Raw genomic sequence first — 15,329 nt, forward strand, 5'->3', positions numbered from 1 at the left:
CACCCGAAGGTGGCCTTTGTTTGGTGAAGCGTCAGCTAAGCGCGAGGCTTATTTGATCGCCCAACCGGTCAGCTCGGACAAAGCCTTGCCGATGTCTGCCAGCGAACGCACGGTTTTAACGCCTGCGTCTTCCAGGGCAGCAAACTTCTCGTCTGCAGTGCCTTTACCGCCAGAGATGATTGCGCCAGCATGGCCCATGCGCTTGCCCGCAGGGGCAGTCACACCAGCGATGTAGGAAACAACCGGCTTGGTCACGTTTGCCTTGATGTAGGCAGCCGCTTCTTCTTCAGCCGAACCGCCGATCTCACCGATCATTACGATCGCTTCGGTCTTCGGGTCTTCCTGGAACAGCTTCAGGATGTCGATGAAGTTCGAACCCGGGATCGGGTCACCGCCGATGCCGACGCAAGTCGACTGACCGAAACCGGCGTCAGTGGTTTGCTTCACAGCTTCGTAGGTCAGGGTGCCGGAACGGGAAACGATACCGACCTTGCCTGGCAAGTGAATGTGACCTGGCATGATGCCGATCTTGCATTCGCCTGGAGTGATCACGCCTGGGCAGTTAGGACCGATCAGGATTACACCCAGCTCGTCGCACTTGACCTTGGCATCCAGCATGTCCAGGGTAGGAATGCCTTCAGTGATGCAAACGATCAGCTTGATGCCGCCGAAGGCTGCTTCCAGGATGGAGTCCTTGCAGAAAGGAGCTGGAACGTAGATCACGCTGGCGGTGGCGCCAGTGGCAGCTACAGCGTCTTTCACGGTGTTGAACACTGGCAGACCCAGGTGCTCGGTGCCGCCTTTGCCCGGAGTTACGCCGCCAACCATCTTGGTGCCGTATTCGATGGCTTGCTGGGTGTGGAAACTACCTTGCGAACCGGTAATACCCTGGCAGATAACTTTGGTGTCTTTATTGATCAGGACGCTCATTATTTGCCCTCCGCAGCTTTAACGACTTGTTGAGCAGCGTCGGTCAGGCTGGTAGCAGCGATGATGTTCAAACCGCTTTCTGCCAGTACTTTAGCGCCCAGCTCAGCGTTGTTGCCTTCAAGGCGAACAACAACCGGGATTTTCACGCCGACTTCTTTCACAGCGCCGATGATGCCTTCGGCAATCATGTCGCAACGAACGATGCCGCCGAAGATGTTGACCAGTACTGCCGCGACGTTAGTGTCGGACAGGATGATCTTGAACGCTTCGGTAACGCGTTCTTTGGTAGCACCGCCGCCCACGTCGAGGAAGTTGGCTGGTTTGCCGCCATGCAGGTTGACGATGTCCATGGTACCCATGGCCAGGCCAGCACCGTTGACCATGCAACCGATGTTGCCTTCCAGTGCTACGTAGTTCAATTCGAACTTGGCAGCGTGCGCTTCGCGCGGATCGTCTTGCGACGGATCGTGGAAAGTCTTCAGCTTAGGCTGACGGTACATGGCGTTGGCGTCGATGTTGATCTTGGCATCGAGGCAATGCAGATCGCCGTCAGCCTTGATCACCAGCGGGTTCACTTCCAGCAGAGCCAGGTCGTGATCCTTGAACAGTTTGGCCAGACCTACGAAGATCTTGGCGAACTGAGCAACTTGCTTGCCTTCCAGACCCAGCTGGAATGCCAGCTCGCGACCCTGGAATGGCTGAGCGCCAACCAGTGGATCGATAGTGGCCTTGAGGATTTTCTCAGGGGTGTCGTGAGCGATTTTCTCGATGTCCACGCCACCTTCGGTGGAAGCCATGAACACGATACGACGGCTCGAACGGTCAACGACAGCGCCCAGGTACAGCTCTTTAGCGATATCAGTGCACGATTCAACCAGGATCTTGGTGACTGGCTGACCATTGGCGTCAGTCTGGTAAGTCACCAGACGCTTGCCCAGCCACTGCTGTGCGAATGCCTTAGCGTCTTCTTTGCTGCGAACCAGCTTGACGCCGCCCGCTTTACCGCGACCACCAGCGTGGACCTGGGCTTTGACAACCCACTCGGTGCCGCCGATTTTGTCGCAAGCTTCTGCTGCTGCTTCCGGGGTGTCTACTGCGTAACCGGTAGAAACTGGCAGGCCGTATTCAGCGAACAGCTGCTTACCCTGATACTCGTGAAGATTCATGCTTATTACCGTCTTCGTTAGGTACTGCGCATTCGGTGCTGCACTTGTTCAAGTGCCGCACCACCTGTGACTGCTGCTTGCGTAGCCTTTCCGGACAACCGGTGCAGCTACTCAAGACTGCGTCCAGCGGATATTCCGCGGTGAGTCTTGCATGCAAGGCTCACGACGGGCCATTCCGCCGTGGTTTCTTATTGTCTTAACGCTTCTTGCGGTTGGCGATGTGAATGGCGCCGCCATTCACTGCCAGAGCTGCTTCGTGCAAGGCTTCAGACAGGGTCGGATGGGAGAAAACCATCATGCCCAGGTCTTCAGCGCTGGTGCCGAATTCCATACCGATCGCGCCCTGCTGAACCAGTTCTGCAGCGCTCGGGCCAATCACGTGGACGCCCAATACGCGGTCAGTCTTGGCATCAGCGATGACTTTGACGAAACCGCCGGTGTCGTTGGCTGCCATGGCACGGCCACTGGCTGCGAACGGGAAGGTGCCAACGTTAACTTCAACGCCTTCAGCCTTCAAGGCCTGCTCGGTTTTACCGACCCACGCGATTTCCGGGTGAGTATAAATAACCGAAGGGATCAAGTCATAGTTCATCTGGGCTTTGTGGCCCTTGATGCGCTCAACGACCATGATGCCCTCTTCCGAGGCCTTGTGTGCCAGCATCATGCCGCGAACCACGTCGCCGATGGCGAAAACGCCCGGTACGGTAGTGGCGCAGTGATCGTCTACGTGCACGAAACCGCGCTCGTCGAGGGTCACGCCGCAATCAGCGGACAGCAGATCAGTGGTAACCGGACGGCGACCAACGGCTACGATCAGCTTGTCGAAAGTGATGTTCTGTTCGCCATTGGCATCGGTGTAGTTCACAACGACTTCGTTGCCGTTCACTTTGGAACCGGTAACGCGAGCGCCCAGCTTGATGTCCAGACCCTGTTTGGTCAGGGTTTTCAGCGCTTCCTTGGAGACGGCAGCATCAGCGGCCATCAGGAAGGTGTCCAGCGCTTCGAGAACGGTAACTTCTGCGCCCAGACGGGACCAGACCGAACCCAGTTCCAGACCGATAACGCCAGCGCCGATCACACCCAGGCGCTTAGGTACGGATTGGAATTCCAGCGCGCCAGTCGAATCGACGATCACATTCTGGTCAACCGGAGCCGGTGGAATGTCGATCGGACGCGAGCCTGGAGCCAGTATCACGTTTTCGGCTTCGATGATTTCTACCGAACCGTCAGGCTTGGTGACTTCAACTTTCTTACCGGCCAGCAGCTTGCCGTGACCTTCAATGGAGGTCACACCGTTCGCTTTGAACAGGGTGGCAACACCGGACGTCAGGCCTTTGACGATGTTGGCTTTACGGCCAACCATTGCTGCCACATCCATGGTCACGCCAGCGTGATTGATACCGTGGATAGCGAAGCCTTCTTTGGCTTCCTTGTACTTCCAGGAGCTGTCCAGCAGCGCCTTGGATGGAATGCAGCCGACGTTCAGGCACGTACCGCCAAGGGCCAGTTTGCCTTCCTTGTCGGTGTACTTCTCGATGCAGGCAGTCGTGAGGCCCAGTTGGGCTGCTTTGATGGCAGCTACGTAGCCGCCAGGGCCCGCGCCGATCACTACTACGTCAAATTTCTGCGACATTCAAAAAATCCTCTTTTTTGCAAGCTTGAAGCCGCAAGCCTCAAGCCAGACTGCCCTTTCGTGCAGCCTGGCGCTTGAAACCTGCGGCCGCTTCTATCAGATATCCAGCAACAAACGAGCCGGGTCTTCCAGCAGGTTCTTGATGGTAACCAGGAAGGTCACAGCTTCTTTGCCATCGATCAGACGGTGATCGTAGGACAGAGCCAGGTACATCATCGGACGGATAACGACCTGACCGTTGATCGCCATAGGACGCTGCAGAATGTTGTGCATGCCCAGGATAGCCGCTTGCGGCGGGTTGACGATCGGGGTCGACATCATCGAACCGAAAGTACCACCGTTGGTGATGGTGAACGTGCCGCCGGTCATTTCGTCCATCGACAGTTTGCCGTCACGGGCTTTCTTGCCGAAGGTAGCGATGCCGCCTTCGATTTCAGCCAGGCTCATCAGTTCGGCGTTACGCAGAACCGGTACAACCAGACCACGGTCGCTGGAAACAGCAACACCGACGTCGGCGTAGCCGTGGTAAACGATGTCAGCACCGTCGATCGAGGCGTTGACAGCCGGGAAGCGTTTCAGCGCTTCGGTGGCCGCTTTCACGAAGAACGACATGAAGCCCAGGCGTACGCCGTTGTGGGACTTCTCGAACAGGTCCTTGTACTTCGAACGCAGGGCCATGACTTCGGTCATGTCGACTTCGTTGAAGGTGGTCAGCATCGCCATGTTCGACTGAGCTTCTACCAGACGCTTGGCCACGGTAGCGCGAACGCGGGTCATCGGAACGCGCTTCTCGATGCGGTCGCCAGCGGCGAACACAGGAGCAGCGGCAGCTGGCGCGGCAGCCTTGGCAGGCGCGGCGGCCGGAGCGGCTTTCTTGGCAGCAACAGCAGCAACCACGTCTTCCTTGGTCACACGACCGCCTTTGCCAGTACCGGCAACGGAAGCGATGTTGATGCCGTTTTCTTCAGCCAGCTTGCGAGCAGCCGGTGCAGCAACAGGATCGTCTTCGCCTTCAACAGCTGGAGCAGCAGCTTGTGCAGCGGCCGGCGCAGCAGCGGCAGCCGGGGCAGCAGCAGCGCCGCCCGCTTCGATGGAGCCCAGGACTTCGTCGGACAGAACGGTGTCGCCTTCGTTCTTGACGATAGCGCCCAGCACGCCGTCAGCAGTGGCCAACACTTCCAGCACAACCTTGTCGGTTTCGATATCGACGATCAGGTCATCACGCTTGACGGCGTCGCCTGGTTTTTTGTGCCAGGTGGCAACGGTGCCATCGGCAACCGATTCCGGGAAAGTGGGGGCTTTGATTTCGATAGCCATTATCTGTGGGTCCTTAAATTCGGTTTCAGGTGCGCGAAGGCGTTAAACAGTAAAGGCGTCTTGCAGCAGTTTTTCTTGCTGCTCAGCGTGCATCGATGCGTAACCACAAGCAGGTGCAGCAGAAGCATCACGGCCGGCGTACTCGAGCACGAGTGCCTTGTTGTGATTGCCAACGATGCGGCGCATGTGATGCTGGCTGCAGTACCAGGCACCCTGGTTCATCGGCTCTTCCTGACACCAAACGATATGCTTGAGGTTGGTATAAGGAGCCAGGACTTCATTCAAGTCGTCCTCAGGGAATGGGTACAGCTGCTCGATACGCACGACGGCGATGTCGTCACGACCTTCGGCACGGCGTTTTTCCAGCAGGTCGTAGTAGACCTTGCCGCTACACAGAACAATGCGCTCGACCTTTTTCGGATCTTGAACATCGATTTCCGGGATAACGGTCTGGAACGAACCTTCGGCCAGATCTTCCAGGGTCGATATGGCCAGTTTATGACGCAGCAGCGACTTCGGAGTCAGAACGATCAATGGCTTGCGCAGCGGGCGAATCACCTGACGGCGCAGCAAGTGGTAGATCTGAGCCGGCGTGGTCGGTACGGCTACCTGAATGTTGTGCTCGGCGCACAGTTGCAGGTAACGCTCCAGACGAGCCGACGAGTGCTCCGGTCCCTGACCTTCATAACCGTGCGGCAGCAACATGGTCAGACCGCAGAGACGGCCCCACTTGTGCTCGCCACTGGTGATGAACTGGTCGATAACCACTTGGGCACCGTTGGCGAAGTCGCCGAACTGGGCTTCCCAGATCACCAGCGCCTCAGGCGTGGTGGTCGAATAACCGTATTCGAACGCCAGCACGGCTTCTTCGGACAGGAACGAATCGTACAGGTCGAAACGTGGTTGGCCCTTGTACAGGTTTTGCAGCGGGACGTAGGTACCCGCGTCTTTCTGGTTGTGCAAGACAGCGTGACGGTGCGAGAACGTACCGCGACCGATGTCTTGACCCGTCATGCGAATCGGGTGACCTTCGAACGCCAGGGTCGCGTACGCCATGGTTTCGGCGTAACCCCAGTTGATCGGCAGGCCGCCGGCTTGCATCTTCTGACGGTCTTCGTAGATTTTCGAGACCTGGCGCTGAACCACGAAGCCTTCCGGAATTTCCAGCAGCTTGGCGGACAGTTCCTGCAAGGTTTTCAGATCGAAACGCGTGTCGTGACGCGCGGTCCAGGCGTGGCCCAGATACGGACGCCAGTCCACGAACAACTCTTTGTTCGGCTCTTTGACCAGGCTTTTTACAACATGCAGACCGTTGTCCAAAGCATTGCGGTATTCGTCGACTTTCGCTTGAACACGCTCTGCGTCCAGCACACCGCCCTGAGTCAGACGATCGGCATACAGCTCACGGGTGGTGCGCTGTTTGGTGATCTGCTGATACATGATTGGCTGGGTGCCGCTTGGCTCGTCGGCCTCGTTGTGGCCACGACGACGGTAGCAGACCAGGTCGATCACCACGTCACGCTTGAACTGCATGCGGTAGTCGATGGCCAGCTGGGTCACGAACAACACGGCTTCCGGATCATCACCATTCACATGGAGGATCGGCGCCTGGATCATTTTCGCAACGTCGGTCGCGTACTCGGTGGAACGCGAGTCCAGCGGGTTGCTGATGGTGAAACCGACCTGGTTGTTGATCACGATGTGCACAGTGCCGCCGGTTTTGAAACCGCGGGTCTGCGACATCTGGAAGGTTTCCATCACCACGCCCTGACCGGCGAATGCCGCGTCACCGTGGATGGAAATCGGCAGAACCTTCTCACCGGTAGGGTCGTTACGACGATCCTGACGGGCGCGAACCGAACCCTCGACCACTGGAGAAACGATTTCCAGGTGGGAAGGGTTGAACGCCATGGCTAGGTGAACTTCACCGCCGGTGGTCATCACGTTGGACGAGAAGCCCTGGTGATACTTAACGTCACCGGAACCCAGCTCGACCTTCTTCTTGCCTTCGAACTCGTCGAACAACTCGCGCGGGTTCTTGCCGAAGGTGTTGACCAGCACGTTGAGACGGCCACGGTGGGCCATGCCGATGACGATTTCCTTGGTGCCGTAGGAACCGGAACGCTGGATCAGTTCGTCGAGCATCGGAATCAGGCTCTCGCCGCCTTCCAGACCGAAACGCTTGGTGCCCGGGTATTTGGTGCCCAGGTATTTTTCCAGACCTTCGCCGGCGGTGACGCGTTCGAGCAGGTGGCTCTTGATGTCGGCGGAGTACGTTGGACGGCCGCGCACGCTTTCCAGACGCTGCTGGAACCACTGGCGCTGCTCGGAATCGGTGATATGCGTAAATTCAGCGCCGATGGTGCGGCAATATGTCTGCTGCAACGCTTCGTGAATTTCGCGTAGGCTCGCTTCCTCTTTGCCGATAAACAGGTCGCCGGCACGGAAGATCGTATCAAGATCGGCATTGGTCAAGCCGTAATGATTGATCGACAGGTCTGCAGGTGCAGGACGCTGCCACAGCCCCAGCGGGTCAAGCTGGGCTGCCTGGTGGCCACGCATACGGTAGGCCTGGATCAATCGCAGCACTTCAACTTGCTTCTTCTCGTGCTCACTGCTCACGCTGCCGGCGGAAACCGGTTGGGCGCGGCGCTGGTTCTTTGCCAGCAAGACGAAATGATCGCGAATTGTGGAGTGCGAAACATCGGTAGCAGTGTTGCCGTCAGCCGGCAACTTCTGGAAGTAGGTGCGCCACTCTTCTGGCACAGCGTTAGGGTCGTGCAGGTAGAGCTCGTAGAGCTCTTCCACATAGGCAGCGTTACTACCAGATAGGTAGGCGCTGTTCCACATGCGCTGCATCACGCTTTCTTGCATGCTTGGTCACCCTCGGTTAGGGGAACACCACCGGCGTCGACACCGAGCACACTTGCAGAAGTCCGAATGCAGCGACCAAAACAAGCCACTTAGGATCACGCTGATAGTCCGGGTACCAGCCCGGATGCCCCTGCTTGTCTCATTTCTTCAAAATAAGAGCCGCAGCCTTGTAAGCTGCTGCTCAGGTTAAAACTACGGCGCCGGTTGAAGCCTGCGCCGTAGCATCTACGGGTACAGCGGTACTGCATTTACAACAGCCGGGTTACAACAGCTGAGTCACACGCCGCTTTGCAGCAGCATGTTACGTACGTGACCGATGGCCTTAGTCGGGTTCAGGCCTTTCGGACAGACGTTGACGCAGTTCATGATCCCGCGGCAGCGGAATACGCTGAACGGGTCATCCAGCGAAGCCAGACGCTCGGCAGTCTTGGTGTCGCGGCTGTCTGCCAGGAAGCGATACGCTTGCAGCAGAGCAGCTGGACCCAGGAACTTGTCCGGGTTCCACCAGAAGGACGGGCAAGAAGTCGAGCAGCAAGCGCACAGGATGCACTCGTACAGACCATCAAGCTTTTCACGCTCTTCCGGGGACTGCAGACGTTCGATGGCCGGAGCCGGCGTGTCGTTCTGCAGGAATGGCTTAACCTTCTCGTATTGCTTGTAGAAGATGCTCATATCAACGACCAGGTCACGGATAACCGGCAAACCTGGCAGAGGACGAACGATCAACTTGTTACCTTTTACGACAGCGGACAACGGCGTGACGCACGCCAGGCCGTTTTTGCCGTTGATGTTCATGCCGTCGGAACCGCAAACACCTTCACGGCAAGAGCGACGATAGGAGAAACCCTCGTCCTGCTCTTTGATCAGGGCCAGCACGTCCAGCACCATCAGGTCTTTACCACCGGTATCGACCTGGAATTCCTGCATGAACGGCGCAGCGTCCTGATCAGGGTTGTAGCGATAAACACTGACTTGCAACATGGCGGCCACCCTTAATAAGTCCGAATCTTAGGTTCAAAAGTCGGAACAGTCTTCGGCGAGAAGTTCACGGCGCGCTTGGTGACGCGCTTGTCACCCGGGAAGTACAGGGTGTGGCACAGCCAGTTTTCGTCGTCGCGGTCTTCGTAGTCTTCACGGGCGTGAGCGCCGCGGGACTCTTTGCGGATTTCTGCAGCGATGGCAGTGGCTTCGGCCACTTCCAGCAGGTTTTGCAGTTCCAGCGCTTCGATACGAGCAGTGTTGAACGCCTGGCTCTTATCGTTGATCTTGACGTTGGCGATACGACCACGCAGATCAGCCAGCTGGGCAATACCCTTCTGCATGTATTCGCCGGTACGGAACACACCGAAGTAGTTCTGCATGCAGCTTTGCAGTTCTTTACGCAGGGTAGCGACGTCTTCACCCTCGGTACGCGAGTTCAGGCCATCGAGACGCGCCAAGGCAGCGTCGATGTCGGACTGGCGAGGACGAGCGTAATCAACGCCTTCTTTCAGGGTCTGTTCCAGGAACAGGCCGGCGGCACGGCCGAATACCACCAGGTCGAGCAGCGAGTTGCCACCCAGACGGTTGGCACCGTGAACCGATACGCACGCCACTTCGCCTACTGCGAACAGGCCCGGGATGATCTGGTCAACGCCTTCAGCGTCCTGAGTGATTGCCTGACCATGAATGTTGGTCGGCACGCCGCCCATCATATAGTGGCAGGTTGGAACGACCGGAATCGGCGCCACGGCTGGATCGACGTGAGCGAAGGTCTTGGACAGTTCCATGATGCCTGGCAGACGACTGTGCAGAACGTCTTCACCGAGGTGATCGAGTTTCAGCATTACGTGGTCGCCATCCGGACCGCAACCGTTGCCGGCGATGATTTCTTTAACCATCGAGCGAGCAACAACGTCACGACCCGCCAGGTCTTTGGCGTTCGGAGCATAACGCTCCATGAAACGCTCGCCGTGCTTGTTGATCAGGTAACCGCCTTCACCGCGGCAGCCTTCAGTAACCAGTACACCGGCGCCGGCGATGCCGGTCGGGTGGAACTGCCACATTTCGATGTCTTGTACCGGCACGCCAGCACGAAGAGCCATGCCGACGCCGTCACCGGTGTTGATCAGCGCGTTGGTGGTGGACGAGTAGATACGGCCTGCACCGCCGGTCGCCAATACGGTGGCGTTAGCGCGGACGTAGGAAGTTTCGCCAGTCTCGATGCAGATGACGATCATGCCGACAAAGGCACCATCTTCGTTCTTCACCAGGTCGACGCCGTAGTATTCGTTGAGGAATACGGTGCCGGCCTTGAGGTTGGCCTGATACAGAGTGTGCAGCAGAGCGTGACCGGTACGGTCGGCAGCGGCGCATGTACGAGCAGCCTGGCCACCTTTACCGAAGTCTTTCGACTGACCGCCGAACGGACGCTGATAGATGCGACCCTGTTCAGTACGGGAGAACGGCAAGCCCATGTGCTCGAGTTCGAAAACGGCTTCCGGGCCTACGGAACACATGTATTCGATAGCGTCCTGGTCACCGATATAGTCGGAACCCTTGACGGTATCGTACATGTGCCAGCGCCAGTCATCGTTCGGATCTGCCGAGGCGATGGCGCAGGTGATGCCACCCTGGGCGGATACAGTGTGCGAACGAGTCGGGAAAACCTTGGTAACCACGGCAGTCTTGTGACCACCTTGCGCCAGCTGCAGAGCAGCGCGCATGCCAGCACCGCCGCCGCCAATGATGATGGCGTCGAACGAAAGCGTATTAACTGTAGTAGACATGAATCAGATACCCCAAAGAATCTGCACACCCCAGACGAAGTAGGCGAACATCGCGATGCCGCATACTGCCTGGAAGAGGAAACGTATTGCAGTCGCGGACTTGCCGAACGCCATTGGCGTCAGGTAGTCGGTCGCGATGGTCCACATGCCGACCCAGGCGTGAGCGCCGAGGGCAACGAGAGCCAGGAGACTGAAAATACGCATCCAGTTGCTTGCGAACAGTTCATGCCATTGGGCGTAGCCGAGGCCAGGATGGGCAACGACGTATCCGATCAGGAAAATGAAATAAGCCGCGAGAACGACCGCAGACACACGCTGTGCCATCCAGTCATAGAGGCCCGAACGCGACAGGTTCGTGACGTTAGTTACCATATCCAAACTCCTGCCAGAACGATTACCACCACGGAAACGGCGATAACGATTTTCGAGCCCAGTTTGCCGCCTTCAAGCGACTCGCCGATGCCCATATCCATGATCAAATGGCGCACACCGGCAACCAGGTGATACAGCAAGGCGGACAGGATGCCCCATGTCACTAGCTTGGCTAGCGGACTGGTCAGACACGCCTTCACCTGGCCAAAACCTTCTTCCGAGCTCAGCGACTTGTCCAATGCATAAAGCATGATGGCCAGGCTGACAAAGAGGATGATTCCGGAGATCCGGTGAAGAATGGACGTGTAAGCAGTGACTGGGAGTTTGATGGTCCTTAGGTCTAGGTTTACAGGTCGTTGGCTATTCACGGCTTTTTTTCACACTGAAGAGCCCCTAACAATCAGGGCAAAGTTGTTGGGGAGTGCACTGGTCAGGTACCCACCACCCAGGGAGTGCGACCCCCAATAAAGCAGGCCCAAAAGCCCCTGGCGGTCGGAGGCCGAGTATAGACAGTTAGGCTACTAATGACAACGCGTTCACCTTCCCCTAATAGCTGATTGCACAAGTTGGATAAAAGGCGTAAATGGCAGTCAATTTCGAGGAAAAAGTCCGGTTAAAGCCTTCTGGAGCAAGACTTTAGGCAAATTGACATTCGAATTTATCTCACTATAGTGGTGCGGGCCCTGCGTGGGGGGTCTGTCTGATGATTTCAAGCATAAATAGGAGGCCACATGGCTGACAAAAAAGCGCAGTTGATCATCGAGGGCGCAGCCCCCGTCGAGCTGCCCATTTTAACCGGCACCGTTGGTCCCGATGTTATCGATGTTCGGGGCCTGACGGCCACGGGCCGTTTCACCTTTGACCCTGGTTTCATGTCGACCGCTTCCTGCGAGTCGAAGATCACCTATATCGACGGCGACAACGGCATTCTGTTGCACCGCGGCTACCCGATCGAACAGCTGGCTGAAAAGTCGGACTACCTGGAAACCTGCTATCTGCTGCTCAACGGCGAATTGCCGACCGCAGAACAGAAGGCCCAGTTCGTCAGCACCGTCAAGAACCACACCATGGTTCACGAGCAGCTGAAGACCTTCTTCAACGGTTTCCGTCGCGACGCCCACCCGATGGCCGTCATGTGCGGCGTAGTCGGCGCCCTCTCGGCGTTCTACCACGACTCTCTCGACATCAATAACCCGCAGCATCGCGAAATTTCCGCGATCCGTCTGGTTGCCAAGATGCCGACGCTGGCAGCGATGGTTTACAAGTACTCCATGGGCCAACCCATGATGTACCCGCGCAACGACCTGACGTACGCGGAAAACTTCCTGCACATGATGTTCAACACCCCGTGCGAGATCAAACCGATCAGCCCGGTGCTCGCCAAGGCCATGGACCGGATCTTCATCCTCCATGCCGACCACGAGCAGAACGCATCGACTTCCACCGTACGTCTGGCCGGCTCTTCGGGTGCCAACCCGTTCGCCTGTATCGCCGCCGGCATCGCTGCACTGTGGGGCCCTGCCCACGGCGGCGCGAACGAAGCCGTTCTGACCATGCTTGATGAAATTGGCGATGTCTCGAACATCGACAAGTACATCGCCAAGGCCAAGGACAAGAACGATCCGTTCAAACTGATGGGCTTCGGTCACCGGGTTTACAAAAACCGTGACCCACGCGCTACCGTCATGAAACAGACCTGCGACGAAGTACTGAAAGAACTGGGCATCAACAACGATCCGCAACTCGAACTGGCCATGCGCCTGGAAGAGATCGCCCTGACCGACCCGTACTTCATCGAACGCTCGCTGTACCCGAACGTCGACTTCTACTCGGGGATCATCCTCAAGGCGATCGGCATTCCAACCAGCATGTTCACCGTCATCTTCGCCTTGGCGCGGACTGTCGGCTGGATCTCCCACTGGAAAGAAATGCTCTCCAGCCCGTACAAGATTGGCCGCCCGCGCCAGCTGTACACCGGCTACGAGTCGCGTGACATCACCAAGCTGGAAGACCGCAAATAAGACCTGTCTTGCGATAACGTGTTGGCTGCACCGGAAACGGCCTCTATTTATATAGAGGCCGTTTTTGTTTGTGCCCCCTTCAAGTCTAAACATACAAGCGAGCCTGCTCGCGATTGCGTCAGCCCTGACAACACACCTTTCAACCTGCGAACAAACAAAAATGCCCCGATCTCTCGACCGGGGCATTTCTGTTTAACGCAACTTACATAACCAAACCTGAAGCCTTAGTGCGAAACCGCCCCACTCGCCCCCAAACCAGTCTGCGAACGAACGAACTGAGGGAAGAACAGAGCCCGCTCTTTGTCAGCCGCGGTCGACTTGTCAGTGATCGAGAAGAACCAGATACCAACAAAGGCAATCGCCATCGAGAACAGCGCCGGGTATTCATACGGGAAGATCGCCTTCTCGTGATGGAGGATCTGAACCCAAATGGTTGGGCCAAGCACCATCAAGCCAACAGCACTTACCAGGCCCAACCAGCCGCCGATCATTGCACCGCGGGTGGTCAGATTTTTCCAGTACATGGAAAGCAGCAGCACCGGGAAGTTACAGCTCGCCGCGATGGAGAACGCCAGGCCCACCATGAACGCGATGTTCTGGCTTTCAAACAGAATGCCCAGGCCGATCGCCAACACGGCCAGTGCGATAGTGGTGATCTTCGAGACGCGAATTTCATCCTTGTCGTTCGCCTTGCCCTTCTTGATCACGCTGGCGTACAGGTCGTGAGACACCGCCGAAGCACCGGCCAGGGTCAAACCGGCCACTACGGCCAGAATGGTTGCAAACGCCACCGCCGAGATGAAGCCCAGGAAAATACTGCCGCCCACCGCGTTGGACAGATGCACCGCCGCCATGTTGTTGCCGCCCAACAGCGCGCCCGCCGCATCTTTGAACTCCGGATTGGTGCTGACCAGCAGGATCGCGCCGAAGCCAATGATGAACGTCAGGATGTAGAAGTAGCCAATGAAGCCGGTTGCATACAGCACGCTCTTGCGAGCTTCTTTTGCGTCGCTCACGGTGAAGAAGCGCATCAGAATGTGCGGCAGGCCAGCGGTACCGAACATCAGCGCAAGCCCTAAGGAGAACGCCGAGATCGGGTCTTTCACCAGACCGCCCGGGCTCATGATCGCTTCACCTTTAGGGTGAACCTTGATCGCCTCGGAAAACAGCATGTTGAAGTCGAAGTTGACGTGCTTCATGACCATCAGCGCCATGAACGAAGCACCGGACAGCAGCAGCACAGCCTTGATGATCTGCACCCATGTAGTCGCCAGCATGCCGCCGAACAACACATACATGCACATCAGGATACCGACCAGTATCACCGCAACGTAGTAGTCGAGACCGAACAGCAGCTGGATCAGCTTGCCGGCACCCACCATTTGCGCGATCAGGTAGAACGCCACCACCACCAGCGAACCGCAAGCGGACAGCGTGCGGATCTGGGTTTGCCCAAGGCGGTAGGACGCCACGTCGGCAAAGGTGTATTTACCCAGGTTACGCAGACGCTCGGCGATCAGGAACAGAATGATCGGCCAGCCCACCAGGAAGCCGATCGAGTAGATCAGGCCGTCGTAGCCAGAGGTGAACACCAGGGCGGAAATACCCAGGAAAGACGCCGCGGACATGTAGTCACCGGCAATCGCCAGACCGTTCTGGAAACCGGTGATCTTGCCGCCCGCCGCATAGTAGTCAGCTGCCGAGTTGTTTTTCTTGGAGGCCCAGTAAGTGATACACAAAGTCGCGCCGACGAACACCACGAACATCAAGATCGCAGCCACGTTCAGCGGTTGTTTAGTCACTGCACCGGTCAAGGCGTCAGCCGCCCAGGCCCCTGGTGCGAATGCTGCAACGCTCAATAGAGCCATTAGACGCCGGATCATTGCTGAGCCTCCTTGAGAATCGCATTGTTCAGGTCGTCGAATTCGCCATTGGCGCGTCGTACGTAGATTGCCGTCAGGACAAAGGCAGAGAGAATCAGCCCGACACCAATTGGTATTCCCCAGGTAATCGAAGACTCAGGGCTGATTTTCGCCCCCAGTACATGCGGCCCGTAAGCAATCATAAGGATGAATCCGGAGTAAAGCCCAAGCATGATCGCTGAAAGTATCCAGGCGAACTTTTCTCGCTTGCTAACCAGCTCCTTGAAGCGCGGGCTGTTTTGAATCGAGAGGTAAATGCTGTCGTTCATTGTTTTTATCCTCGCAGCACAGATTAAAGTTGGAACGCTATCCACTCTATGCGGCTG

General features: G+C 57.2%; 12 protein-coding genes. 1 reads left to right on the forward strand and 11 read right to left on the reverse strand.

Annotated features, from left to right (window positions below; all coding sequences use genetic code 11):
* Positions 1–48: 48 nt before the first annotated feature.
* The 9 genes from sucD to sdhC all read right to left on the reverse strand — a co-directional run bounded on the left by sucD (position 49) and on the right by sdhC (position 11,428).
* Positions 49–930, reverse strand: coding sequence for a succinate--CoA ligase subunit alpha (gene sucD, locus ACA048_RS20735; RefSeq protein WP_223514145.1), 882 nt, complete (start codon positions 928–930; stop codon positions 49–51).
* Complete coding sequence (sucC, locus tag ACA048_RS20740; RefSeq protein ID WP_007898980.1) at positions 930–2,096, reverse strand: ADP-forming succinate--CoA ligase subunit beta; 1,167 nt, start codon at positions 2,094–2,096, stop codon at positions 930–932. Before sucC ends, sucD begins: the two co-directional genes overlap by 1 nt.
* Positions 2,097–2,292: 196 nt before the next feature.
* Positions 2,293–3,729, reverse strand: coding sequence for a dihydrolipoyl dehydrogenase (lpdA, locus tag ACA048_RS20745; RefSeq protein ID WP_497626068.1), 1,437 nt, complete (start codon positions 3,727–3,729; stop codon positions 2,293–2,295).
* 96 nt (positions 3,730–3,825) lie between these two features.
* Positions 3,826–5,046, reverse strand: coding sequence for a 2-oxoglutarate dehydrogenase complex dihydrolipoyllysine-residue succinyltransferase (gene odhB / locus ACA048_RS20750; protein WP_497626069.1), 1,221 nt, complete (start codon positions 5,044–5,046; stop codon positions 3,826–3,828).
* A gap of 42 nt (positions 5,047–5,088) precedes the next feature.
* Positions 5,089–7,920 (reverse strand): 2-oxoglutarate dehydrogenase E1 component, encoded by a 2,832-nt coding sequence (locus ACA048_RS20755; protein ID WP_497626070.1) that lies wholly within the window; start codon positions 7,918–7,920, stop codon positions 5,089–5,091.
* Between the two features lie 276 nt (positions 7,921–8,196).
* Positions 8,197–8,901 (reverse strand): succinate dehydrogenase iron-sulfur subunit, encoded by a 705-nt coding sequence (locus ACA048_RS20760; RefSeq protein ID WP_223514152.1) that lies wholly within the window; start codon positions 8,899–8,901, stop codon positions 8,197–8,199.
* A gap of 11 nt (positions 8,902–8,912) precedes the next feature.
* Positions 8,913–10,688 (reverse strand): succinate dehydrogenase flavoprotein subunit, encoded by a 1,776-nt coding sequence (sdhA, locus tag ACA048_RS20765; protein ID WP_452627609.1) that lies wholly within the window; start codon positions 10,686–10,688, stop codon positions 8,913–8,915.
* A gap of 3 nt (positions 10,689–10,691) precedes the next feature.
* Positions 10,692–11,060: a succinate dehydrogenase, hydrophobic membrane anchor protein gene (gene sdhD / locus ACA048_RS20770; protein ID WP_497626071.1), complete on the reverse strand. Its 369-nt coding sequence runs from the start codon at positions 11,058–11,060 to the stop codon at positions 10,692–10,694.
* Complete coding sequence (sdhC, locus tag ACA048_RS20775; RefSeq protein WP_477804218.1) at positions 11,054–11,428, reverse strand: succinate dehydrogenase, cytochrome b556 subunit; 375 nt, start codon at positions 11,426–11,428, stop codon at positions 11,054–11,056. Before sdhC ends, sdhD begins: the two co-directional genes overlap by 7 nt.
* Positions 11,429–11,791: 363 nt before the next feature.
* Here sdhC and gltA point away from each other — a divergent pair, with 363 nt between their 5' ends.
* Positions 11,792–13,081 carry a citrate synthase gene (gene gltA, locus ACA048_RS20780; protein WP_017337241.1) on the forward strand — a complete coding sequence of 430 codons (1,290 nt, stop codon included), beginning with the start codon at positions 11,792–11,794 and terminating at the stop codon, positions 13,079–13,081.
* 224 nt (positions 13,082–13,305) lie between these two features.
* Here the strand turns inward: gltA and ACA048_RS20785 are convergent, their stop codons facing one another.
* Complete coding sequence (locus ACA048_RS20785) at positions 13,306–14,964, reverse strand: cation acetate symporter (protein ID WP_497626072.1); 1,659 nt, start codon at positions 14,962–14,964, stop codon at positions 13,306–13,308.
* Complete coding sequence (locus ACA048_RS20790) at positions 14,961–15,272, reverse strand: DUF485 domain-containing protein (protein WP_497626073.1); 312 nt, start codon at positions 15,270–15,272, stop codon at positions 14,961–14,963. The genes ACA048_RS20785 and ACA048_RS20790 overlap by 4 nt, the downstream gene beginning before the upstream one ends.
* Positions 15,273–15,329: the final 57 nt, after the last annotated feature.

The organism is Pseudomonas sp. LBUM1659 (assembly GCF_059716045.1).